Consider the following 25,574-nt stretch of genomic DNA (forward strand, 5'->3'; position numbering starts at 1 on the left):
ACTTATCATTGAGTGAAGGATAGCAACTCTTTTTTTGTTATACCATATCATCGCCTGTTTTCTTAAACGTAACGCGGATTGTTTTATGGAAAGGAATAAAACGAGAAATCACAGCTATGACAACAGATATAACCAACAAATAACCCAGAATCTCTTTCAGTGCCAGCAACAGGCTTTGTTGTTGTAGCGTATTATATAAGGAGTTGGTTGCCAACTGCGCAGCCTCATCATACGGATGTCCCTGTGTCATCGCATTGTTCAGCGACTGGCTATAGCGTGCTGACGACAATGGATCAGCAACTGTTATAGTCTCCGACAAAGAATACATATATTTTTGTTGCAGTCGGTACAGTACATTACTATAAAAAGAAGTCGCCATGATAGGTGCCAACACGGAACGGAAAATAATCAGGAAGAAAGCATTCGACAATAAGTATTTCGGATTCAAGTCTTCCACGGCAAACAGGGCAAAAGCAATAATCAAAGTCAACATACCCAAACCACGAAAGAAGATAGGCAGGTAGAGCATCTCATACGTACTATCCGGAGAAATGCCAAAATACAAAATGGCAAAGAAAATCACAAAGCAACTCATTCCTCCCGCTATCAGAAAACGGAAACGCCACCGTTGCCAGCGAAACCACCAAAAACAAATAAAGGCGCCGACTACATATCCCGGAAGTAAATAAATATAAAGAGAATAGGTATGCGTAGTATCTACTTTCAGAATAACAGTCAGATAGTTAGTCAGCAAAGTGGTTGATGTACTGAAAAACATCACGAGCATCATATAAAAATAGCCCACAATTGCTTTGGGTTGGAATAAAGGAGCCAGACTTACATAAGGATTCTCCGAACGGCTTTGATACCAGATGAACAGTGCAATCAGCATAGGTGCTATTACAATATAAATACATATCTTGCCGGAAGCCATCCAATCGAGCACTTTGCCATAATTGATAACGTACATCAACATCAGCAACCCGGCTGAAATAACAAACATCTCACGGATATGCAGATCAGACCATGCGACAGCTTTTATGGGACGGTTATGCCGGAAACAGATGATAACAAACAGAATGGAAATCAAGATCAATACCATCATAAAGTAGTACATATACTTCCAGTTATAATGATACGCCAGTAAAGCCGTTACCAGCATCGAAGCTTGTCCCCCACCGTAAACCAACGGATAAAAATAAGAATAGAACTCGCTACGCACATTCTTCGGACTGAAAATCTTCTGGGCATAACGAATAAACCACAACATAAGAAACCCTTTCAAGAAACCGACAGCAAAACTACAGACAATCAAAATATCTGCGTTTTGCGTACGCGCACAAACCCAACTCAATAAGAATTGCAGTACTAAATCAATCAATAACAGAGATTTCACGGAAAAGGCTGCCAACACCTTAGGAATAATCGGGTATGCGATAGCCATACCCGCCGAAGCAGCGTAATACCCCATCGTAATATCTTCCGAATTAGTACCCAGCGTGTTCGACACTTCCAGCATACTGCCTGTATACGAGCCATTGAGCATAGTGACCGGAAGAATTACGATGAAAATGCTGATAAGCCCAAGCCAATCGGGCACCCATTGACGAACAGGTGCCTCCAATTCCTTCATGGTAATCATTTGCGTAAAGCTTCTGTTTCCACCATCATCCCGGCTCTCAACTGTGCCATTTCTTCCGGAGAAACATCTTCCAAGTCGATACGCACAGGGATTCGCTGCTGTACCTTTACAAAATTACCGGCAGAATTATCTGTAGGAACCAAGGAATATTTAGACCCGGTTGCCTCGGAAATTGCAGTGACTTCCCCGTGAAAAATCTTTCCGGGCACTGCGTCTACTTTAATACGCACCTGCTGGCCAATATAGATATTAGCAATCTGCGTTTCTTTATAATTAGCGGTAATCCACTTGTCCTTGTTACGCACCAAATAAGAAATAGTCTGTCCGGTCTGCACATATTGACCGGGTTCAAGCGTACGCCTACCCATATATCCATCATAAGGAGCAGTGAGAACCGTATAAGACAGATTCAGCTTAGCCAAATCCAGGTCTGCTTCTTTACGCAAAATGGCAGCCTCCGTACCGGTTGTTTTCTTACTTGTCTCCGCATATTGTGATAATGCCGCCTGTTTCTGTGCAACTAATGCCTGATAACGTGCCTTTGCTGCCTCATAAGCAGCTTTCGCTTGCTCATACTGCTGTTCCGGAACAGATTCTTCTTTCAACAAACGTTCAAAACGATGATAATCCTGTTCCAATTGCCAGAGTTTCGCTTTCGCTTCAGCGATGTTGGCATCCTGTACGGCAATATTCGTATGGGAAGTTTCAATACCCGAATGAAGAACATCCTGCGAGCCATGTGCATCCAACAATGCAGCTTCCGCTTCCTTTACCTTAATCTGATATTCACGATTGTCAAGCACCAGCAGAGTATCTCCCTGATGGACATATTGATGCTCCTTAAAACGAACCTCCTTGATATAACCCGAAGCCCGGACATTCAAAGGAGCTACATATTGATCTACAAAAGCATCATTAGTCACTTCGTAATTGACATAACGCCAGAAGTAATTAACAGTCCACCAAAGCCCGGAGACAGCTAAACAGATACATACCAAATTTAAAACGATATTACGAACCCTTACTTTTTTCAGTTTCTTCTGTTTTTCTTTCCATTCAATTGCCATATCTGTTCTGTTTATTAAAGACGTCCACAAGCCTTCTGAAGTTGATAATAAGTATAAATCACACGAGTGCGTGCAGTGACCAGCTGCAATTCCACATTCAAACGGACGGAATTCGCATCAAGTAAATCAGTCAGGATAGCCAGTTGATTCAGATAACGATTCTGCATAATACGGTAATTTTCTTCCGCTTGCCGGACAGACAGTTTTAGAGCCTCTACCCTCTGCAACGCTTCCCTGTGGCGTAAAAATGCCGAACGCACATCCATGCGGATTCCCTGCATTTTCTGTTCTTCTTCATTCTTCCGCAAAGACACCATCAGTTTACTCTCTTTTACTTTATGATTGTTCTTGTACAGTGAAGATAAAGGATAGGAAACCGATACGCCCACATTCCAGTTATTGTTATACATATCCGCCAATGTACGTGAAACGGGACGTGCCAATGTATTCGATGCATATAGCGACACACTGGGAAGAGATAAGGATTGGGCAGAACGGATTTCATTCCTTGCCAATTCTGTCTGTGCGCGAAGCAGCCTCATCGCCGGATCATTTTCATACGCCTGAACAATATAGTCATCATAGGACTGCAAAGCAACTGCCTGATAGAGAACGGTTGTATCCGGTTGTAACAACAAGTTCTCATCCTGCCCCAACAAGATATTGAGTTGCTGAGATACAAGCGCAATGCTATTTTCCGCTTCCTCCAAAGACAGTCGGTCATTAGTCAGCTGCATTTCGCTCCGCAATACATCATTATTGGTAATCAGCCCCTCTTTTTTCATTCGCCGGATATCGCGTAACCGGAGTTCCGACTCTTCAATATTCCGTGTCAGTATCTCATGCTGCTTAAACAGACTAAACAAGTTCATATACTGATTGAGTAACCGTAACTTTATTTCCGCCTCATCGGTCAACGTTTGTAGTTCGGCAACTTGCTTTTCTATATCCGCTTTATGAATGGCACTTCGGATTTTACCACCCTGATAGAGAGGCTGTGCCAGATCAATCGCATAATTTTGTGACCAGTCCGGCGCTTCCGGGTATGAAGGATCGGATAATCCCCGTTCCCAAACAACAGGCTGCCCTACAAATCCCCCTTTCAGTCCGATCTGCAGTTCCGGTAACTGTGCAGACCGTGCGGTCCGTATCCGCTCCTGTGCCATAGATTCTTTCATTACATCCGCCTGAAGTTGCAGACTATGCTGTACTCCCCGTTCAAAAAGCTGATCGATAGTGAGAAACAAAGAATCGGTTTGTGCATTTATGGATTGAACAGCCAAAAACAGGCTAGATAAAACCGCCCCATACTTCTTATACATTTTCAAGTACATCGCATACACTCTTTAATTCAGACAACATAGTTTCAATGCTCTCTATACCAACAATCTTTTCTGCGTATACATAGACCTGATCGAGAATCGGACGAATCTGTTCTTTAAATTCTTCTCCTTCGGGAGTCAGGAACACCAGTTTATTACGACGGTCGGCAGGATCTTCTTTCCGGTGAACATACCCTTTCTTTTCCAGATTATTCATCAAATTGGTGAGACATGCCTTATCTTTTGCAATGCGTTCCGCCAATATCTGCTGACTAATTCCCTGCTCATGCCATAAACTACTCAATACCTGAAGCATCTCAAACGTAATACCCGCATTATTTTTTCTCAATGTCCGTTGCATAGACCGGCGGAAAGCCATACGGGTACGAACAATCTGCAACATGAGTTCTCTAAACTCTGCTCCTTCTCTCATTTTCTATTCTCTTTTTACCTGTTTCGTTTCGGCGGCAAAGTTAGGTATTTCCTTCGGATTAGTCAAACGTTTGACTAATTTCATTTTCAAACCCTCTTTATCTAATTTCTGGCTATTCGTTCATTCACGCATTAAACAACTATATATGAACGCTTTATCATACCATTCAAATATTTACCATTAAAATATTCAGGCAAAAAGTTTGTTCATCTGAAATCTTTTATTTTACTTTGCACTACAAAGTACTTTTTTATATGAATAAAGATAAAGTATTAGAATCGGTAAATGAGATAAAAGAGTTGATGGAAAAGTCCTCCAAGTTTATCTCTCTAAGTGGTCTCGCTGCAATCATGGCGGGCATTTACGCATTAGCTGGCGCATACATCGCCACACAAGTTATCACCCCGGGCACACATTTAATGGTTGCTCTCGAACTAATGGCTATTATAGCCTCGCTCGTATTGGTAGCAGCTGCGGTCACCGCCTGCATCCTGTCCTATTATAAATCCAAGAAGACAGGACAGAAATTTTTCAGCCGCCTCACTTACCGGGCATTGTGGAACTTTTCTCTTCCGATGCTGACCGGAGGTGTTTTATGCATCTCCATCATGATGCATGAGTATTATGACATCCTGGCTTCCGTCATGCTTTTATTTTACGGACTGGCACTGGCCAACGTATCCAAGTTCACTTACTCCAGTATCGTATGGTTAGGATATGCTTTCATTTGCCTGGGAGTCGTAGATTGTTTTTGGGAAGGTCATTCACTGCTGTTCTGGACCATCGGTTTTGGCGGTTTCCATATTCTTTATGGCATATTGTTCTATTTACACTACGAAAGAAAGAGATCATAAATGATAGAAGCATTCCAATATATTAATAAAGCATTCGAAAGCAAGGTCCGGCTCGGTATCATGGCTATTCTGATGGTAAATGAGGAAGCCGACTTCAATTTTCTGAAAGAGCAGCTCTCTCTGACAGACGGCAATCTTGCCAGCCATACCCGTGCCCTGGAAGAACTGGGATATATCGTATGCAACAAAAGTTTTGTCGGACGAAAGCCACGAACTGTTTTTCAAGCAACCCCGCAAGGCAGAGAAGCTTTCAAATCTCATATTGAAGCCTTAGAGAAATTTCTAAAATCAAAATAAATAATTCATCAAAACACTACTGGCTTATGGACGGTTTCAATGAAAATTCAAATGAGCAACAGGCGCAGCAACCTATGGGATGTCTCCACCGTTTCTCCAAAACAATCAAGGTTGTCATCATCGGGTTATTAATTCTTCTCCTGATGATACCGATGTTCATGATTGAAAATCTTATTTCCGAACGGGGACGAACCCAGGAAGAAGCTATCGACGAGGTAAGTGAAAAATGGAGTCTGGCACAGACCATCACGGGCCCCTACCTGAATCTCCAGTATCCGGTCGTCATTGAAAATAACGGCGAGAAGAAGGTTTCTATCAAAGACCTGATACTTTTTCCCGATGAGCTCATGGTCAGCGGGCAACTAAAGACTGAAATTCTGAAAAGAAGTATCTACGAGGTCAATGTATATCAATCGGAACTGACATTGAAAGGATCATTCAGTTCGGAAGAATTGAAAAAGAGCAGAATAGATATGGAACAGTTGCAGTTTGACAGGGCGGCTATTTGCCTGAATATGACCGATATGCGGGGTATCAGCGAACAAATCAGCATCACTTTGGGAGATTCTGTTTATATATTCGAACCGGGTATGGACAACAGAGGAATAGATAACACCGGAGTTCATGCAATCGCAAACTTATCGGAGTTGAAACAGAATAAAAAACTACCTTATGAAATAAAAATCAAACTGAAAGGTTCGCAGTCACTCAACTTTATTCCATTGGGTAAAACAACCCGTGTAGATCTGAAAGCCAACTGGAATACGCCTAGCTTCACCGGTAACTATCTGCCTAATAACCGCAACATTACAGAGAAAGAATTCTCTGCACAATGGCAGGTTTTAAATTTGAACCGGAATTACTCACAGGTGATGGTTGACTACAACAACTCGAACATCAAGGACATTGAGAACTCCAGTTTCGGCGTTAACTTCAAAATCCCGGTGGAACAGTACCAACAGTCCATGCGTTCTGCAAAATATGCAATCCTGATTATCTTACTGACTTTCGGAGTGATTTTCTTCACCGAAATTATGAATAAGACCCGTATTCATGCCTTGCAGTATTTATTGGTAGGACTGGCACTCTGTCTATTCTACAGTTTGCTCCTCTCCTTCTCCGAACACATCGGATTCAATCCTGCCTATTTATTATCTTCTGCACTGACCATTACACTGGTAGGCGGATATATGTTCGGAATCACCAGGAAAAAGAAACCGTCATTAATCATGTCAGGACTATTAGGTATACTCTATATCTATATATTTGTCCTTATCCAACTAGAGACTTTCGCATTATTGGCAGGCAGCTTAGGACTGTTTATTATACTGGCAATAGTGATGTATTTCTCAAAGAAAATAGACTGGTTCAATGAATAAGAATATGCTTTTCAAAAGAGCGTCATTAGACTAATAATAAGTTATATCAACCTATCATTAGCTTCGCACTTTGTTTGCGAAGCTAATGATAAAAAATAGCAAATATCATCTTTTTCGAACATCATTAAAATTCTTAAACTACCGTATTTACATTATCCTTCAACTATTTCTTCAACAAAGAACAAAAGTATTAGCTAACAATTTCATCAAATTACTTTTTACTCTTCGTTGGGTTTAAAGTTGGTAATATTTCACCAATAAATTTGTTAAATCTAGGTTCACCTATCTTCTCCATCAGAGCTTCTGCCAAAAGATAAACTTTCGTTTCTTTACTATCAGGAAAATAACTCTTTAAGTGAGAATCATTAGCTTTTGCATTTACTATTGCATCTTTCAACAATGGCAAGTATTTCAAATAAAAATAGCCACCTTTTTCTTGCTTATGCAATGCTTCTTTCACTTTTTGAGCTTTTGAACAATCAATATCCTTCAAATCTTTCAGTTTATGATATAGCAACCATACCTCAAAACAGGGGTTACTTATTATAATATTCCAGTTTGGAAAATTATTACAATACTCTGCAAGTTCTTCAATCTGTTTTCTTGGCCAATTATCAACATCAATAACACACCACAAAGTATCATTATCTTTTTCAGAAAGCCCGACTTCTTCAATATACCGCTGCACTCTTTCAAGCACTTTCTTTGGCGCCGAATCCCGTTTTCCGATTCTATTTTCAATAATATCGACTTTAATTCTATCAATCATACTAAAAGGGCGAAAATACTCCGGTTCCCTCTCTGTTCCTTCACAAGCTATTGCAAAAAGGCTGTAATCACGTGTCTTTTCTTGCTCTACATTTTTATCGTACCCTCTTACTTTAAATCCCATTGTATTCCCAATTTAAGTCCTCCAATTTTGAAAGAAACGGTATCGCGCCAAAACGTCCGTTAAGGTAACCTTTTTCTATATCTAAATCATTTCTTGGTTTAAAATCATTAAGGGTATACAAATGTGTACTTTGCACTTCCTTATCTTTTTCTGCAAACCATATTTCGTCTGCCCTGAAAATTTTGCAATTCAATAAACCAGCTTCGTGCGTTGTAAAGATCAGTTGCCCCTTAATGTCATCGTCATCCATTATTTTTTTTACGAGAGTATGCAACAATGATGGATGTAAACTTCGATCTAGTTCATCAACGACATATGTCCTCTCTTTCTTAAGCATAGAATTGATCATTGGAACAAAGTCTAATAATCGTTGGGTTCCGTCTGATTCTTCATTTAACTCAAATGCCACTTCCTTTCCACTTATAGTTCGATTGGTAATCAAGCTCTTAATAACATATTTTCCTTCTTCCTTTGTAGCTGATACAGAACGCCCTTTTCCACGAAATATCACGAACTTTTTTTCATCAATATCTTTCTTTATATCATCAATATCTTCATTCTCCGGCATTTTTTCTCTCTTAAAAAAAGTGTCAAAGTCCTCATTCTTCAAAGCAAGACTATCGATTCCTAAATCAAAAGAATGCAATAGTTTTTCCGAGAAGCATTTAAATTCATTATTAATATAAATATTTGTAGCCAATGATATCGGTCTATAATTTGGATATATTATACATAAGTATTTTTTAAACCACTCACAAACATCGCCTATCTCGTCTATTTTAAGATTCTTATTTTTTGAAATCAACAATTCATCATTTTGAAGTAAATTGTCTTCCATCAAAGAAATCAGCATTTTACTCTCTTTTGTCATAAGAAACTTCTCATTCATAGTAATCACTGGATGCTTCTTTTCTTCGGAATATTTTCTTTCAAAAATTTTTTTGGCATTTTTGATTCCTGTTTGATATAGCCATTCTTCCAAACAAAGTCCAGAATCAAAAATAACTCCATACGTATACACCTTATTTTTTATCGAAAATTCTATTTCATACGATATTGGCATCTTATCAGCATCTTTTGCTAATTTATTCTTTACCTTACCTGCTCTTGCAGGAATCTTACCACTATTAACGAGGATTTGCAAACTATCAATAGCCCTAATCAGATTAGATTTTCCAGCCCCGTTAGCCCCATAGATAGCCGATGCTTTAAGTACATTCAAGTCCTTCTTAACCGAATACACATGTTCCTTATGACTTTTTAGCGATTTAGCAGCTAGCATATTAAACTCCGTTTCTTCAAAAAAAGAAAGGAAGTTAGATACAATAAACCTTATCAACATATGTTTTACATTTATATAGTTACAGCTACAAATAAAACGAAAATTTCTCATTAAATATCACTTTTCTGCATTTATTTCAAAAAACAATCATCAGACAAGAGGATTTATCGTTTATAAGTCACAAATAGTCTCGGAATTATTTAACAAATAACCGGCTTTTCTTCTGAAACACTTGACAAACGGCTTTTTATTTTGTATCTTTGAGAAAACAAAATCTATAAACGACATGAATATAACAAGAAAAATAGATACATAAAAAGCTCTTAAACTGATCTTATTCAGGACCAATACAGATATATTATAGGGCAATGATTTGACGATCATTGCCCTATTTTGTTTGTATTTATACACATAACTTTTTCTATGATCTCCCCAAACGACTAAAATAGTTTTTAATAAACTCTGATACCGTTTATAATAAACTACCCCAAAGTTTATTATAAACCCAAATTGCGTTTATTAAGAATGTCTTCTTCGAATGTAAAAATAGAGAAATGCACTTTCATACAATAAAAGGATATAAATAAGCCGTTCATTCATACAGTAACATAAACGAACAAAGTTGTTTTTTATTTCATCCAAACGATTGGATACCCCAAGTTTCTTTTGACAGCTTCCATTTCCGCACTGTGCCACATTTCATGCTTAAAGCTCCACGACAATGCCTCATATTTAATTTCAGCAACAGGATGTTTAAACGGGAGGGGTTGCAAACACTCTGCCAAAACATCATCATTCAATATTCCCAGACTCTCGATACAGATCTGATGAACGATTTCCATTTGTTCTCTCAATTCAGCAACCGGAATCAAATCTTTCTCTATGGAACGATGCAATGTCCCCATGCCATTAAATATTCTATTATATTTTTGGATAGGCACCCACTTTCCTACCCTTTCATTCACACCGGTAACAGCTGTCAACGTGTGGAAATTCTGCGAAACAAGCAGATGCCCCACTTGCCAGATAAAGTTAGAATCTGTTCCTTCAGGAATAACATACCACAAATCTTCCGGCAATTCAGACATCAAACGATTCACAAATGTGCGAGCTTCTATAATCTGCTCCTTCAAAAAATCAATTTTACTCATAACTATATGTTTTTAAATTATACATATAGTTAGTGGAAAAGTAAATGAGCTTTGTGACAACTTACTGCAAAAATTTCTCCCAATAATTTTTCCTTGGAAGTTCTTTTTCAAACTTCTTATATAAATCGGCAAGCCTCATCATTCGTTGTACTGTTGCATATTCCTTATCCATATCAATAGAATATACCGGTTTACAAATACGGCATTTACAAGCACCATCGGGATTATACAACGGACAAGTATCATTCATAAAAGCAGTGATTTTCTGAATGGAACGATTATAAATTTGCCGCACATTACTTTCTTTCAGTTCCATGATTTCGCTAATCTGCCGATAAGGCAACCCGACATTTTCTCTAAAGATAAAAATCAGACGGGCATCGTTATTCAGACAATGATTCAAAGCCGTGATACACCAGTCACATCTTTCTTTTATCCACTCCCGCTTCGCTTCTTCCCCACCCGAGTATTCGATTTCCGGCAACGCACGGAAATATTCAAATTCCAACATTCTCACCTGCCGTTCACATTCCGCATACCTGCTTATAGTGCGACGAGCGATAGTATATATCCACGTAGAAAATTCCGAATCGCCTTTAAAGCTACTGATACTTTTGCAAAGTTCATACCACACTTCCTGCGCTGCTTCGCAAGCGATTTCTTTATTCTGAATCATCCGGTGAGCAATCGTGGAAATCATATTTCCATATTTTTTCACCAAATGATTGATATCCATTTCCATCGTTACACACTAAAATGTTTTCTTCAAATATATCATATCCACCAACTGCACACCATCCTCATACATCGGATGATCGTAGTTGTCAGTAAAGAAATTCTTTATCCGGTGAGAAACCGTGAAACCACAGTGTTCATAGAAAGATCTGGAAGAAGGTACATCGCCTGTACCCACTAACATTTCAAAACACTTTCCCTGATAATATTCAAATAAAAATTCGATTAAACGTTTTCCGTACCCCTGCCGTTGAAAGAAAGGAACGGTAGCAATATTCTTGATTTCATAAATACCTTCCCCCTCACGAGTCACTACACAAAGAGCTTTCAATCCGTTATCATAAAGAACGAACATATCACCGCGCTCCAAATACCGGTCAATCATACTTTCCTGTTCATCAGCCAAGAGTAATAATTCGAGAAATTCTTTTTTATCTGAAGTTACTAGCTTTATCTCCATATTCTTAAATATTTGAATGGTGTTATAATCAAATGTATGTACTAATATACCTGTTTATCCACTCATCGAGCGACTTGTTGCAAAATCCTTCCCTCTAACCTTTAAAGAAGTATTTTCTCCAGATCATCAGGCACATATACCAGTCCGGAAAATTCCCGGGACGCTTCTTCCGTATAAGACTCCTTACGAGTGGCTAATGTCTTATCCTCTGTATGATATAATAACAGACGCTTTATTCCTAATTGTTGTGCCAGTCTGCCCGCATCCAGTGCAGTACTATGATGTTTTTCATAAGGTTTGAAACGCTCGCGATCCTTATATAAACAGAATGCTTCACACAATAGCCAGTCCACACCTTCAGTATATGAGCGAACTTGCTCATTATACGGTTCATCTCCCAAACAAACCAAAGATTTGCCGTTAGGTAATAATGCCCGGAAACCGTATTGTTTTTCTTTGGTGGAAGCAATATCAAAACATTGTAAACTCAAATCACCAAGCTGAAGAGTATCTCCGTTTTTTATTTCGTAGAACTCAATATGTTTATTGATAGCTTTCATAACCGAAACAGGCAGCGTCATGCGACATATTTGCTCCAGCACCATCAGCACTTTGTCGTGTCCATACACACGGAATGTTCCAGAATAATGCCCGTTTGATGCCCGCTGTGCAATGATACGTATCATCCAGACAGCCCCCAGTATATGATCGGTATGTACATGCGTCACAAACATATCGTGTATACTGTCGATGGGTACATCTACTTTTTCCAATTGGTTTAAGATTCCATTTCCACCACCTCCATCGACCAGTAATACAGTCTCTTTCGTTTGGAGGATAAAACAGGTATTATAACATTTGGTAACGGTAGCATTGCCCGTTCCGAGCATAATCAACTCCGTTTCTATCTGATTCATTTCTGCCATTGCCAATTCATTCATGTTGCTGATTTATTTGCCTATGTTCCAGAACGGTATCCATATTCTCCAAAGCCCATCCTACCAGTCCTTCAATATGAGGAATCAAAGTGCCACCCGTATCTGTCAGGCAATACTCCACACGGGGAGGTACTTCGGCATACACTTTCCGCTCCACCAATCCGTCTGATTCTAAAGTACGTAACGTAACAGTCAACATTCTTTGAGAGACATCTTCTATCGTTTTATGAATATCACTAAAACGCATCGTACCATTGGCATTCAACGTAATAAGCACCAGCATCGACCACTTGTCTCCCAAGCGGCTTAACACATCTCTTATCGGACAATTTCCTGTCGGATGAAAGTTTTTCATTCTTTAACGTTTTGTATTTTATTGAAATTCAGCAATAGTTACCTTTATGTAACTTCCTTATTTTCAAGTACGTTCTTGCATTTTTCAAACAAGAAAGATACATTTGCATCACAAAAGTAATAAACTTACTAATAATAACTATTGTTTCATTTAAATAATTATGATTATGGCAAAGAAAGTTGCAGTTTTAGCAGTGAATCCGGTAAATGGTTGTGGACTATTCCAATATTTGGAAGCATTTTTCGAAAATGGCATTTCATATAAAGTATTTGCCGTATCGGATACGAAGGATATTAAAACAAATTCAGGAATCAGCCTGACAGTAGATGACATGATCGCTAATTTGAAGGGACACGAAGATGAATTCGACGCACTCGTTTTCTCATGTGGCGATGCAGTGCCTGTATTTCAGCAGAATGCTGATAAGCCCTACAATGTAGATTTAATGCAAGTCATTAAAAGTTTCGGAGATAAGGGAAAAATGATGATCGGACATTGTGCCGGTGCAATGATGTTCGACTTTACAGGAATTACCAAAGACAAGAAAGTAGCAGTTCACCCATTAGCCAAACCAGCCATTCAAAACGGAACAGCTACTGATGAGAAATCAGAGATAGATGGTAACTTTTTCACTGCTCAAGATGAAAATACCATTTGGACAATGATGCCGCAAGTTATCGAAGCATTAAAATAATGCCGACAGCGCAGATATAAAATAATAAATATAAACATTATTATTTTAATTCACGTATCCGAAGATAAAAAAGTGCGTTCCTTTAAAAGGAACGGTGTGTTTCTCGGTGTGCAACGAGTCGTTTCTTTTAAAGGAACGACCCGTTGGTTTTAAAGGAAAAATGCACATTTATTACGTATTAATAATCAACCACTTACAGATTCAAAAAATTCTAAGACCGACTAACGTCCCCAAACAGCATTTAATTCTATAAATCCGCACAAGTCCACCTCTTTATTTCTCAAAAGGCCGTTGTTAGTTAACTAAAATCCAACGGAAATATCATATTTTACATTCTCTTTTCGTACCAAGAAAAAGAAAAACGGAACATTACAAAAATCCGAAACAGCGTTCATCATTTTTTAAAAGTCCGTATATTAGCAGCTTGAAGATTTGAAAGAGATAAACAGGATACTCCTTTCGAGTTTAAATAACCAAACAAGATGCCTAAAACAATATGATTAGAGAGAGAGAGAATTACCATGCATTTTTACTTCATTTTTTAGAAAGACTGAATAGCTGTGACTCTATTGAGAAAAAAATCACAGAATCACTTACGGATATTTGCGAATATTATGGTTTTAAAAGAGCATTCATTTATCAAACGGATGGATTTCGCTACTTTTATTTAAAGGAAACAATTGGCAATAACGACAATATCCTACGCCAGCGTTTTGAAATCAGTGAAATGAGCAATCAACATATTGCCCACGCAAATGGCAAAAGCAAACCTTTTTATGCTTGCAGAACCCAAAATGCTTCCTGGGATGATGTGGACATCATTGATTTTTATAGAGTCGATTCTTTACTGATCCGGCAAATTCAAGACTCCGAAGGAAAAATCATCGGATTCATCGGATTTGCAGACAGGGAGCATGCAATATCTTTCATCGATGAGGAACTGCAAATGATTCATCTCATTTTAGGATCACTCTCCAAGGAAATAGCAGTGCGTGAATATAAGGAAAGAGAAGTGCGGGCAGGCAAGACTTTAAGCAGCATCATGAATAACATGGGGGTTGACATCTATGTAAACTCTTTCGATTCTCATGATATGCTATATGCCAATGAATCCATGGCTGCCCCTTATGGAGGCATCGAACATTTTGAAGGAAAAAAATGCTGGCAGGCTCTATATAAAGATAAAACCGAAGAATGTGAGTTTTGCCCTAAAAAACATTTGATTGACGAAAACGGGCAACCGTCCAAAGTCTACTCCTGGGATTACCAACGCCCGTTCGACAAATGTTGGTTCCGGGTATTCAGCGCAGCATTTGCCTGGATCGACGGACAGATCGCACACGTTATCACCAGTGTAGATATTGACCATCAGAAAACCATTGAGGAAGAACTAAGAATAGCCAAAGAAAAAGCGGAAAACCTGGATCGTTTAAAATCAGCTTTCCTTGCCAATATGAGTCATGAAATCCGTACTCCGCTAAACGCAATTGTCGGCTTTGCCAGTTTGCTGGTCGAATCGGATGACAAAAAGGAACGTCAGGATTATGTCGATATCATGCAGGAAAACACTGAACTTCTTTTGCAACTGATATCCGATATTCTCGATTTATCAAAAATAGAGGCCGGAACACTCGACTTCACCATGGATCATCTGGACATCAAGAGCTTCTGTGAAGATATAATGCGCAATTATGATATAAAAAAGGATAAACCCGTACCGGTTCTGCTGGCACCCGGTTTGCCCGAATATTATATATATACAGACAAGAAGCGCTTGATGCAGGTGATTACGAACTTCATCAATAACGCCCTCAAATTTACGGAGACAGGGCAGATTACTCTTGAATATCATCTAAAGGAAAATACGAATGAAATAAAATTCTCCGTTACAGATACAGGTATGGGTATTGCTCCCGAAAAAGTCGATAAAGTGTTCGACCGTTTCGTAAAACTCAATTCTTTCTCAAAAGGTACAGGATTGGGATTGTCCATTTGCAGAAGTATTATCGAGCACCTTGGTGGTACTATCGGCGTCGAATCCAAATTGGGAATCGGCAGTCGTTTTTGGTTCACTCACCCCTATACAGGCTGATAAAAAAGTATGCTAGTACTCGCAAAAGGCGAGTTTAGCATAAAAAAGAGCGAAAGTGTCCGATAAAACAAGTATTCCGGCAAAATTAATCATAGAAATAATTTTTCAAGCCTTTTTTTCACTACATTTGTCCTACTAAAATAAAACAAAGTGAAATAAAAATACCACAAGCAAACATTTATCATGAATATAAGAAAATACCTATGGCTCTTTTTTTTATGTTTCTTGTCTACATCGTCTATCCAAGCTCAAAGAAACTATATAGATATTCCTAAATACATTCTATGTATCAACTCTTATGCAGAATCTACACCGTGGAGTAGCCGGATGATTTCTACTATATCGGAATACGTACAAAAGGATCCTCAACTGGCGTTGTATGCAGAGCATATGAACACACTGATGATGGACAATGATTCTATTTTAGGAGAATTTAAAAATATGATTTCCCAGAAATACTCGCAACCACATCCCCGGTTATTGGTATTATTGGGAAGTCCCGCATTTACGTTAAGAGATGAATACAGAAAATTATGGGGAGATATACCTGTTATTCTCTGTTCGGAAGAAGCTTTTCAAGGACCGCAAAAAGCTTACTTCCAGAAAAAAGAGATTGCACCAGCCGATCGTACTCCGATATCGCAGTTCGCCGATCCTTATAATATGGTTTTCCTGTATTCGAATCTTTATCTTCGCGAAAATATACAACTTATCAATCACCTAAAGCCCAACATCGAGAAATTTATATTCATTGGCGATGAACGGGAAATTAATTTAAGTAATAGCCTGGACATTCAGGATGAATTAAAAAGAAACTATCCTCAGATCGAATATCAGTTTTTAACACCACGAAAGATGACTACCAATCAATTGTTGGACTCACTGTATCGTGTCGACTGCCAAACAACAGGTGTATTATTCGCATCCTGGTTTTATAAACAGACATTTGCTGGCAATACATCATTAATAAGTAACGACCACAAACTTATCGTGACAACTGCCGCTCCTGTATTCACCCTGAATATGACAGACATTACCGAAGAAAACGGGGGAATGATAGGTGGTTACACTTATAATCAAAAAATATATAATCAGGAATTGGTTCATGCCATATCAGCTATCCTTGAAGGGAAACAAGCCCGTGAACTTTCCTTCTATATGCCATCAGACGGCCGTCCCATCATTAATTATGCAACATTACTCCGTAAAGGGATCTCCCCTTCCTTGTGTCCGTCAAACACACTCTTTTTGCATAAGCCACTTTCGTTTTGGGAACAAAACCAATATTTTATCATAGGTTCTTTATCTTTTATATTTCTACTTGCCCTGTTTTTCTTTTATCGAATCCGCAACTTTAATATTATAAAGAAAATGCAACAGAAGGAAATAGACGCCATGGCTAATTACAAAAACCTGGTGAACAATATGCCTATCCTTTATATGCAGGAAGAACTCATCACGGATGAAAAAGGTATACCTGTCGAGTTGATTTATCGGAAAGTCAATGCACAGTTTGAAAAGAGTTTCCTCGGTAAAGAGGAGGTGATTGGGAAAAAAGCAAGCGAGATTTTCCCGGAATCGATGCCGGAATTTTTGCATTTCATAAAGAAAGCACTTGATGAGAATAAAGCAATTACTTTCCCTTATTACTTCAAAAAAATCGACACTTTCTATGATGTGATACTCAAAGGGACACAGCACAGCAATATTATTGATGTATTCTGCCTGGATAGTACAGAACTACACAGGGCACAACAAAAGCTAAGCACTATCAACAATAAGCTCTCCATGTCTCTCGACGTGGCTAATATCGTACCCTGGAAATGGGACTTACAAAGCCATACTATCCTATGCGACATCAACAAGCCGATAGAACTCAGTATATTGGGAAAAGATGTATCCGAAGAACAACTGGCAGTGCCCGATAATCAATATTTCTCCAAGATATTCAAGGAAGACCGGACACGGGTGGAGCAAGCCTACAAAGACTTGATAGAAGGTCGTTCAAATAAGGTAAAAGAAGAATATCGTATAGTCAACACTCATAAGGGACTTCATAGAATAGACTGGGTGGAAGCGCAAGCAGCCGTTGAAACCCGGGACGAAAAGGGAGATCCGTTGACTTTGGTAGGTTCTTCACTAGTCATTACCGAACGAAAGAAGATGGAGCAGGAATTGGTGAATGCCAAAAACCGTGCAGAAGAATCGAATCGTCTGAAATCGGCTTTCCTGGCAAATATGAGCCATGAGATACGTACGCCCCTTAATGCCATTGTTGGTTTCTCGGGTATATTGGCTTCTACTGAAGAGGAAGAAGAGAAACAGGAATATGTGAGTATCATTGAAAGTAATAACACTTTGTTGTTGCAACTTATCAGTGATATATTGGATTTATCCAAGATAGAAGCAGGAACACTGGATTTTAATTATTCCAATGTAGAGATTAATGATTTGATGAGTGATTTGGAAAACAGTTGCCTGTTAAAGCTCAAATCGGACAAGGTAAAATTGGAGTTTGTAGCTCCCGAAGAACCTTGTTGCGCACATATAGAAAAGAACAGATTATCCCAGTTAATCATCAATCTTATAACAAACGCCATTAAATTCACCGAACAAGGCAGTATCCGTTTCGGATATAAACGGGAAAATAATGAATTGTATTTTTATGTCGCTGATACGGGTTGCGGTATCCCACAAGATAAACAGGATAGTATTTTCGGACGCTTTGTCAAGCTGAACTCATTTGCGCAAGGAACAGGACTCGGGCTTTCCATCTGCCGGACGCTTGTTGATAATATGGGCGGTAAAATCGGTGTAGAATCAGAAGTAGGTAAAGGCTCTACGTTTTGGTTTACATTGCCCTACAAACAGGCAGAGAGTGTAGAAAAAACTTCCCAAAAGGAGATACAGACCATCAGCATAGAGAAAGACAAACTTGTTATCCTGGTTGCCGAAGATAACGAAAGCAATTATAAACTGTTCGAGTCTATTCTAAAATATGATTATCATCTGATACATGCCTGGGACGGACAGGAAGCTGTTAATCTGTTTAAAGAGTATAATCCGCAAATCGTACTGATGGATATCAATATGCCTGTCATGGATGGATATGAAGCGACCAAAGAGATTCGTAACTTTTCTGCCAAAGTACCAATTATAGCCATCACAGCCTTTGCTTTTGCTTCGGATGAGCAGCGAGTTATGGAAAGTGGCTTTGACGGTTATATGCCGAAGCCGATTAATGCCCGCTTGTTGAAGGCACAGTTGAAAGACATCATGCACAAACGCATTGTTTTGTTGTAAGACGGATAACTGCCGTTTGATAAATCAGTCATTGAATCCTTCAGACATTTAGCAATTCAACCACATTCTAAAAGAAGCCATTTTGTCTTTACTGACTATGATTTTATCTTTGAAAGGGGGTAGCATATGTACGACTACCTTCTCTAAGAAGTAGGATTCAATACGCTGAATAGCATCAATACAGACAAGAGTCTGACGGTTCGAAAAAACCGGTCGGGATCAAGTTGTTCATACAGTCTGTCTAAAGCCAGGCCAATAAGATATTCACGTTTTTTATGTGTCACGGCAAAAGTCAGCTTATTCTCTGAATAAAAATAAGCAATATCACTGACTTGCAGAGTTAGCAGCTTCTCCCCACTGAAGATTAAAAACCGTGTGCGATACTTTTTAGCTGTGGACAAAGAAGATTCTTGTGCAACAGTGAGCTGTTGCAAGACTTCCACCATCCAGCTTTCAGCTTTGAAATCATGGATATAGTTTTTACTTAATCCCTCAAAACGCAAGATGGTCTGCAACAACCGTTCCTCATGAATCGGTTTTAAAAGATAATCAATACTGTTTGACAGGTTATTTTTCTCATACAGCGCTTTTATCTGTTCAAACACAGCTTTTGCCTGATTGTAGATAGCTTCCGCACGTTCTTTGCAAATACGGAAATCACGGGAATCTATTTCAGCAATCATATCTCCACGATGGTAGAAATTTTCTGTATACAGGCATACACTTCGAAACAGTCAATCGAGCCAGCCACCTTGAAAGAAAGCTCTGTTTCCTTGAATGGTTTCGAGATAAACGAAAAGAGAAAAAGTATTCGTTTTTAAATTGCCGAGACGGAACAAAGAATGGGACGAAACGGAAAAAGAAAGGATGAAATTTTGAGCCTTTTATCGTACTTATGTGTTTCCTTACTATCTTTGCAGCTTGAATTATTACTGTAATATCCATTTATGACTGAAGAAAAAATACATAAAGACCGTCCCGGAAATTGGTGGGCATTGAGTCCGCTACTCGTATTCCTCTGCCTCTATCTGGTGACTTCCATCCTCGTCAACGACTTTTATAAGGTGCCTATCACTGTGGCCTTTCTCGTCTCTTCCTGTTATGCCATCGCCATTACACGCGGCTTGAAACTGGACCAGCGTATCTACCAATTCTCGGTAGGAGCTGCCAATAAGAATATCCTCCTGATGATATGGATATTCATTCTTGCCGGAGCTTTTGCACAAAGCGCCAAGCAAATGGGGGCAATCGATGCCACCGTCAATCTGACACTGCATATCCTTCCGGATAATCTCTTGCTGGCCGGCATCTTTATTGCCGCCTGTTTCATCTCTTTATCCATCGGAACCAGCGTGGGAACCATTGTCGCCCTTACTCCTGTTGCCGTAGGATTGGCAGAAAAGACGGAAATAGCACTCCCTTTTATGGTAGCTATTGTAGTAGGCGGCTCCTTTTTCGGAGATAACCTGTCTTTTATCTCCGATACCACCATTGCCTCGACAAAAACCCAGGAATGTGTAATGCGTGATAAATTCCGGGTAAACTCCATGATAGTGGTTCCGGCAGCCATCATCGTACTGGGTATTTATATATTCCAGGGACTGTCCATTACTGCTCCCGCCCAAACACAAACCATCGAATGGATTAAAGTGATACCTTATATAATAGTATTAGGAACAGCCGTTGCCGGCATGAATGTGATGCTCGTACTTATAATAGGTATATTGACAACCGGCATCATCGGCATCGCTACCGGCAGTTTCGGCATATTCGACTGGTTCGGTGCCATGGGAACGGGAATTACAGGCATGGGAGAATTGATTATCATCACTCTACTGGCCGGAGGTATGCTCGAAACGATCCGTTATAACGGCGGTATCGATTTCATCATCCGGAAACTTACCCGCCACGTCAATGGCAAGAGAGGTGCCGAACTAAGCATTGCCGCCCTGGTAAGCATCGCCAATTTATGTACTGCCAACAACACGATTGCCATTATCACAACCGGACCGATTGCCAAAGATATTGCCATAAAATTCCATCTCGACCGGAGGAAAACAGCCAGTATCCTCGATACTTTTTCCTGTCTGATACAAGGAATTATTCCTTATGGAGCACAGATGCTGATTGCAGCAGGACTTGCCGGCATCTCCCCTATCAGTATCATCAGCAATCTCTATTATCCGTTTACAATGGGAGCATGCGCCCTGCTCGCTATATTGTTCCGCTATCCGAAACGGTATTCGTAAAAAAGATGCGAAATGTTTGTCAATCAAAAGAAAAGCCGTATCTTTGTGCCCGCTATTACGAGATAATAGCATAATTCAAATCAATCATTAAAAACAATTATTAAAAATGGCAACTAGAATCAGATTGCAGAGACACGGACGTAAAAGTTACGCGTTCTATTCAATTGTAATTGCAGACAGCAGAGCACCACGTGATGGTAAATTTATTGAGAAGATTGGTACTTACAACCCAAATACCGATCCTGCTACAGTAGATTTGAATTTCGACGCTGCATTGGCATGGGTACTGAAAGGTGCACAACCAAGTGACACTGTACGTAATATCCTTTCTCGTGAAGGAGTTTACATGAAGAAACATCTTCTGGGCGGTGTAGCAAAAGGCGCATTCGGAGAAGCAGAAGCTGAAGCTAAATTCGAAGCTTGGAAAAACAACAAACAGTCAGGTTTGGCTACTTTGAAAGCTAAACAAGACGAAGCTAAGAAAGCTGAAGCGAAAGCACGTCTGGAAGCAGAAAAGAAGATCAACGAAGTGAAAGCAAAAGCACTCGCTGAAAAGAAAGCTGCTGAAGCTGCTGAAGCACCTGCAGAGGAAGCTGCAGCTCCGGCTGAAGAAGCTCCTGCAACAGAAGCTGCTGCTGAATAAATTTCAGCAGATTCCGAATAAGAAATTAGGAAAAAGCTATAATCCTCTCCGGTTCGCCGGAGGGGATTTTTTTATTACTTTATGCTATAAAACATAGCAAATAATTATTCTCTTTCAGAATAAAATGTCTTTCTTTGCATCAGCATAGTTCAGCACAGTATTATTCATTTTTACAGCATGAAACGAACTGATAAAAAGGCAACATTCGGACAACAGTCGAGCAAGGTTACGCAACTAGCGGACGCACTTAGCCAGGCAATCTCCAGGAAAGAATTTCTTGAAGGAGATTCTTTGCCTTCCATCAATCAGTTGAGTGCTCAATACGGAGTATCACGCGACACCGTTTTCAAGGCTTTCCTTGATTTACGCGAACGAGGGCTGATCGACTCCACTCCCGGAAAAGGATATTACGTGACGAGCCAGGTGACCAATGTTTTATTACTGCTCGACCAATACACTCCTTTCAAAGAAGCTTTATACAACAGTTTCGTCAGACACCTGCCTATTAATTATAAGGTAGACTTATTGTTTCATCAATACAACGAGCGGCTGTTCAATACCATCCTCCGGGAATCCATAGGAAAATACAACAAATACATCGTGATGAATTTCGATAACGAGAAATTCAGCACAGTTCTCACTAAAATTAATCCTACCAAATTGCTACTTCTTGATTTCGGCAAATTCGAAAAAGAGAAGTATTCATATATCTGCCAGGATTTCGATGAATCTTTCTATCAGGCATTGCATTTGCTTAGGGAAAGACTGAAAAACTATCACCAACTTGTTTTTCTGTTTCCGAAAAGCCTGAAACACCCTCAAAGCAGCAAGGAATATTTCACCCGTTTTTGTCAGGAACAGGGATTTCTCTGTGAGGTTCAGGAGGACATCGAGAACCTGACAATACGCAAGGGAGTTGCCTACATCGCTATCAAGCAACAAGATGTAGTAAAAGTAGTAAAGCAAGGCAGATTGGAAGGACTGAAATGCGGAAAGGATTTCGGCCTGTTGGCCTACAATGATATTCCTTCTTACGAAGTGATTGATGAAGGAATAACCTCATTGAGTATTGATTGGGAAATGATGGGAAACGAAGCAGCCAATTTCGTTCTCAATAATGTACCGATACAAAAGTTCTTGCCGACGGAAGTAAGGCTCCGAAAGTCGCTTTAATTTTTTTTTTGCAATATAATCAGCACAGTTCAGCACAGATATTAATTAATCCTTTAATAGATAGAAACCATGAAAAAGTATCCGAAAATCGGGATTCGTCCCACAATCGATGGCCGCCAGGGTGGCGTTCGCGAAAGCCTTGAAGAAAAAACAATGAATCTGGCTAAAGCAGTAGCCGAGTTAATCAGCAGTAACCTCAAAAACGGTGACGGCAGTCCGGTGGAATGTGTCATTGCCGATAGTACTATCGGACGTGTAGCCGAAAGTGCCGCCTGTGCGGAAAAGTTTGAAAGAGAAGGAGTAGGTTCTACCATTACCGTTACTTCCTGCTGGTGTTACGGCGCAGAAACAATGGATATGAATCCTTATTATCCGAAAGCTGTTTGGGGATTTAACGGTACAGAACGTCCGGGAGCGGTATATTTGGCAGCGGTATTGGCAGGACATGCACAAAAAGGTCTTCCTGCATTCGGTATCTACGGACGTGATGTGCAGGATCTGGACGATAACACAATCCCTGAAGATGTATCGGAAAAGATTCTTCGTTTTGCACGCGCTGCACAGGCAGTAGCTACCATGAGAGGCAAATCTTACCTGTCAATGGGTAGTGTGTCGATGGGGATCGCCGGTTCTATCGTCAATCCTGATTTCTTCCAGGAATATCTGGGAATGCGTAATGAATCAATAGACCTCACAGAAATCATCCGTCGGATGGATGAAGGCATCTATGACCACGAGGAATATGCCAAGGCAATGGCATGGACTGAAAAACATTGCAAGACCAACGAAGGCGAAGACTTCAAGAACCGTCCTGAAAAGCGCAAAACCCGTGAGCAGAAAGATGCAGACTGGGAATTCATTGTAAAGATGACAATTATCATGCGCGACCTGATGACCGGAAATCCCAAACTGAAAGAAATGGGATTCAAGGAAGAAGCTTTGGGACACAATGCTATCGCAGCCGGTTTCCAGGGACAACGTCAATGGACGGACTTTTATCCTAACGGTGACTATCCGGAAGCTTTACTCAATACTTCTTTCGACTGGAACGGCATCCGTGAAGCATTTGTGGTAGCTACCGAAAATGATGCCTGCAACGGTGTAGCCATGTTGTTCGGACATCTATTGACCAACCGCGCACAAATATTCTCCGACGTACGTACTTACTGGAGCCCTGAAGCTGTAAAACGTGTAACCGGCAAAGAATTGAGCGGTGCGGCAGCCAACGGTATCATCCACCTTATCAATTCCGGTGCAACGACTCTCGACGGTTCCGGCCAATCATTAGATGCAGAAGGTAATCCGGTTATGAAAGAACCTTGGAACCTGACGGATGCTGATGTAGAAAACTGTCTCCAGGCAACCACCTGGTATCCGGCAGATCGTGACTACTTCCGTGGTGGCGGCTTCTCGTCCAACTTCCTGTCAAAAGGTGGAATGCCTGTAACCATGATGCGTCTGAACTTGATTAAAGGCTTAGGCCCTGTCCTGCAAATTGCAGAAGGATGGACAGTGGAAATCGATCCGGAAATCCATCAGAAACTCAATATGCGTACAGACCCGACATGGCCTACCACCTGGTTTGTGCCCCGTTTGTGTGATAAACCGGCTTTCAAAGATGTATATTCAGTCATGAATAACTGGGGAGCCAATCATGGCGCCATCAGCTATGGACACATCGGCCAGGACTTAATCACTCTTGCTTCCATGCTCCGCATCCCGGTATGTATGCACAATGTAGAAGAAGATCAGATGTTCCGCCCGGCTGCCTGGAATGCTTTCGGCATGGACAAAGAAGGATCAGATTACAGAGCTTGTGCAACTTATGGTCCTATTTATAAATAAACAAGTTTTTTTCGTCCTGTATAAATAAATATTTTAACTTTGCCGTTTGTAGGGACGGGGTCCCCCACCCGACACATACAAATGTCGGGATAGCCCCGCCCCCTACAGCGACTTAAATAAGTAAGACTATGATTACTAACGAACATATTGAACAGTTCATTGCACAAGCACATCGCTACGGGGATGCAAAGTTAATGCTTTGCAGCAGCGGTAACCTTTCCTGGAGAATCGGCGAAGAAGCATTGATTTCCGGTACGGGTTCCTGGGTTCCCACACTTGGCAAAGAAAAGGTTTCAATCTGCCATATTGCCAGCGGCATTCCTGCCAATGGTGTAAAACCCTCTATGGAAAGTACATTCCATTTGGGTATTCTCCGTGAACGTCCGGACGTCAATGTCGTTCTCCATTTCCAATCGGAATATGCCACCGCTGTCTCCTGCATGAAGAACAAGCCGGCAAATTTCAACGTAACAGCAGAAATTCCTTGCCATGTAGGTTCGGAAATACCTGTGATTCCATATTATCGTCCCGGCTCACCGGAACTGGCGAAAGCCGTGGTAGAAGCCATGCAAAAGCATAACTCGGTTTTACTGACCAACCACGGACAAGTGGTGTGCGGAAAAGACTTCGACCAAGTATATGAACGGGCTACTTTTTTCGAAATGGCTTGCCGCATCATTGTTCAATCCGGCGGTGATTATTCAGTGCTCACACCGGCAGAAATTGAAGACCTGGAAATCTACGTATTAGGAAAGAAAACCAACTAAT

General features: G+C 40.2%; 22 protein-coding genes and 1 pseudogene. 11 read left to right on the forward strand and 12 right to left on the reverse strand.

Annotated elements, in window-relative coordinates; genetic code table 11:
* Nucleotides 1-37: 37 nt before the first annotated feature.
* Genes H8796_RS20695 through H8796_RS20710 form a run of 4 tightly spaced genes read right to left on the reverse strand, consistent with a single transcriptional unit; the run spans nucleotide 38 to nucleotide 4,464 of the window.
* Complete coding sequence (locus H8796_RS20695) at nucleotides 38-1,642, reverse strand: MFS transporter (RefSeq protein WP_187343868.1); 1,605 nt, start codon at nucleotides 1,640-1,642, stop codon at nucleotides 38-40.
* Nucleotides 1,639-2,709, reverse strand: coding sequence for an HlyD family secretion protein (locus H8796_RS20700; protein WP_117935795.1), 1,071 nt, complete (start codon nucleotides 2,707-2,709; stop codon nucleotides 1,639-1,641). The genes H8796_RS20695 and H8796_RS20700 overlap by 4 nt, the downstream gene beginning before the upstream one ends.
* Nucleotides 2,710-2,723: 14 nt before the next feature.
* Nucleotides 2,724-4,043, reverse strand: coding sequence for a TolC family protein (locus H8796_RS20705; protein WP_117935797.1), 1,320 nt, complete (start codon nucleotides 4,041-4,043; stop codon nucleotides 2,724-2,726).
* Entirely contained in the window at nucleotides 4,024-4,464 is a 441-nt protein-coding gene (locus tag H8796_RS20710; protein WP_117935799.1) for a MarR family winged helix-turn-helix transcriptional regulator, read from the reverse strand. Before H8796_RS20710 ends, H8796_RS20705 begins: the two co-directional genes overlap by 20 nt.
* A 254-nt stretch (nucleotides 4,465-4,718) precedes the next feature.
* Between H8796_RS20710 and H8796_RS20715 the strand changes: the two genes are divergently transcribed.
* Genes H8796_RS20715 through creD form a run of 3 tightly spaced genes read left to right on the forward strand, consistent with a single transcriptional unit; the run spans nucleotide 4,719 to nucleotide 6,994 of the window.
* Nucleotides 4,719-5,318, forward strand: a complete 600-nt coding sequence (locus tag H8796_RS20715) for a hypothetical protein (RefSeq protein ID WP_187343869.1) — start codon at nucleotides 4,719-4,721, stop codon at nucleotides 5,316-5,318.
* Entirely contained in the window at nucleotides 5,319-5,615 is a 297-nt protein-coding gene (locus tag H8796_RS20720) for a transcriptional regulator (protein ID WP_004313179.1), read from the forward strand.
* 26 nt (nucleotides 5,616-5,641) lie between these two features.
* Nucleotides 5,642-6,994 carry a cell envelope integrity protein CreD gene (gene creD, locus H8796_RS20725; protein ID WP_117935801.1) on the forward strand — a complete coding sequence of 451 codons (1,353 nt, stop codon included), beginning with the start codon at nucleotides 5,642-5,644 and terminating at the stop codon, nucleotides 6,992-6,994.
* Nucleotides 6,995-7,205: 211 nt separating this feature from the next.
* On the opposite strand, the gene H8796_RS20730 is transcribed toward creD, so the two are convergent.
* The 7 genes from H8796_RS20730 to H8796_RS20760 form a co-directional block, all read right to left on the reverse strand.
* Entirely contained in the window at nucleotides 7,206-7,886 is a 681-nt protein-coding gene (locus tag H8796_RS20730; RefSeq protein WP_117935803.1) for an RloB family protein, read from the reverse strand.
* Complete coding sequence (locus H8796_RS20735) at nucleotides 7,876-9,168, reverse strand: ATP/GTP-binding protein (RefSeq protein ID WP_158577282.1); 1,293 nt, start codon at nucleotides 9,166-9,168, stop codon at nucleotides 7,876-7,878. The genes H8796_RS20730 and H8796_RS20735 overlap by 11 nt, the downstream gene beginning before the upstream one ends.
* Nucleotides 9,169-9,797: 629 nt before the next feature.
* The gene (locus H8796_RS20740; RefSeq protein WP_117935807.1) at nucleotides 9,798-10,319 is read right to left on the reverse strand and encodes a DinB family protein; all 522 of its coding nucleotides are present in this window, start codon (nucleotides 10,317-10,319) and stop codon (nucleotides 9,798-9,800) included.
* A gap of 61 nt (nucleotides 10,320-10,380) precedes the next feature.
* Nucleotides 10,381-11,061, reverse strand: a complete 681-nt coding sequence (locus H8796_RS20745) for an RNA polymerase sigma factor (RefSeq protein ID WP_117935809.1) — start codon at nucleotides 11,059-11,061, stop codon at nucleotides 10,381-10,383.
* 9 nt (nucleotides 11,062-11,070) lie between these two features.
* The gene (locus H8796_RS20750; protein ID WP_117935811.1) at nucleotides 11,071-11,514 is read right to left on the reverse strand and encodes an N-acetyltransferase; all 444 of its coding nucleotides are present in this window, start codon (nucleotides 11,512-11,514) and stop codon (nucleotides 11,071-11,073) included.
* A gap of 101 nt (nucleotides 11,515-11,615) precedes the next feature.
* A complete protein-coding gene (locus H8796_RS20755) occupies nucleotides 11,616-12,455 on the reverse strand; it encodes an MBL fold metallo-hydrolase (RefSeq protein ID WP_233530358.1) in 840 nt (279 codons plus the stop codon).
* Entirely contained in the window at nucleotides 12,448-12,807 is a 360-nt protein-coding gene (locus H8796_RS20760) for a helix-turn-helix domain-containing protein (RefSeq protein WP_117935812.1), read from the reverse strand. The genes H8796_RS20755 and H8796_RS20760 overlap by 8 nt, the downstream gene beginning before the upstream one ends.
* 166 nt (nucleotides 12,808-12,973) lie before the next feature.
* Between H8796_RS20760 and H8796_RS20765 the strand changes: the two genes are divergently transcribed.
* The 3 genes from H8796_RS20765 (at nucleotide 12,974) to H8796_RS20775 (ending at nucleotide 18,896) form a co-directional block, all read left to right on the forward strand.
* The gene (locus H8796_RS20765; protein WP_117935863.1) at nucleotides 12,974-13,501 is read left to right on the forward strand and encodes a DJ-1/PfpI family protein; all 528 of its coding nucleotides are present in this window, start codon (nucleotides 12,974-12,976) and stop codon (nucleotides 13,499-13,501) included.
* 496 nt (nucleotides 13,502-13,997) lie between these two features.
* Nucleotides 13,998-15,593 (forward strand): HAMP domain-containing sensor histidine kinase, encoded by a 1,596-nt coding sequence (locus tag H8796_RS20770; RefSeq protein WP_117935814.1) that lies wholly within the window; start codon nucleotides 13,998-14,000, stop codon nucleotides 15,591-15,593.
* A 183-nt stretch (nucleotides 15,594-15,776) separates the two neighbouring features.
* A complete protein-coding gene (locus H8796_RS20775; protein ID WP_117935816.1) occupies nucleotides 15,777-18,896 on the forward strand; it encodes an ATP-binding protein in 3,120 nt (1,039 codons plus the stop codon).
* Nucleotides 18,897-18,944: 48 nt separating this feature from the next.
* On the opposite strand, the pseudogene H8796_RS25520 reads toward H8796_RS20775, so the two are convergent.
* Nucleotides 18,945-19,707, reverse strand: a pseudogene (locus H8796_RS25520) (LytTR family transcriptional regulator DNA-binding domain-containing protein).
* A gap of 136 nt (nucleotides 19,708-19,843) precedes the next feature.
* Here H8796_RS25520 and H8796_RS20790 point away from each other — a divergent pair.
* The 5 genes from H8796_RS20790 (at nucleotide 19,844) to H8796_RS20810 (ending at nucleotide 25,573) form a co-directional block, all read left to right on the forward strand.
* Nucleotides 19,844-21,145 carry a Na+/H+ antiporter NhaC family protein gene (locus H8796_RS20790; protein ID WP_117935818.1) on the forward strand — a complete coding sequence of 434 codons (1,302 nt, stop codon included), beginning with the start codon at nucleotides 19,844-19,846 and terminating at the stop codon, nucleotides 21,143-21,145.
* 106 nt (nucleotides 21,146-21,251) lie between these two features.
* On the forward strand, nucleotides 21,252-21,788 hold the full coding sequence (locus H8796_RS20795; RefSeq protein WP_117935820.1) for a 30S ribosomal protein S16: 537 nt from the start codon (nucleotides 21,252-21,254) through the stop codon (nucleotides 21,786-21,788).
* A gap of 177 nt (nucleotides 21,789-21,965) precedes the next feature.
* On the forward strand, nucleotides 21,966-22,961 hold the full coding sequence (locus H8796_RS20800) for a GntR family transcriptional regulator (protein ID WP_117935822.1): 996 nt from the start codon (nucleotides 21,966-21,968) through the stop codon (nucleotides 22,959-22,961).
* A gap of 69 nt (nucleotides 22,962-23,030) precedes the next feature.
* A complete protein-coding gene (gene fucI / locus H8796_RS20805) occupies nucleotides 23,031-24,806 on the forward strand; it encodes an L-fucose isomerase (RefSeq protein ID WP_117935824.1) in 1,776 nt (591 codons plus the stop codon).
* A gap of 128 nt (nucleotides 24,807-24,934) precedes the next feature.
* Nucleotides 24,935-25,573: a class II aldolase/adducin family protein gene (locus tag H8796_RS20810; RefSeq protein ID WP_004308079.1), complete on the forward strand. Its 639-nt coding sequence runs from the start codon at nucleotides 24,935-24,937 to the stop codon at nucleotides 25,571-25,573.
* Nucleotide 25,574 lies beyond the last annotated feature (1 nt).

Origin of the sequence: Bacteroides sp. M10, from assembly GCF_014334015.1 — a bacterium.
Lineage (GTDB): Bacteria > Bacteroidota > Bacteroidia > Bacteroidales > Bacteroidaceae > Bacteroides > Bacteroides intestinigallinarum.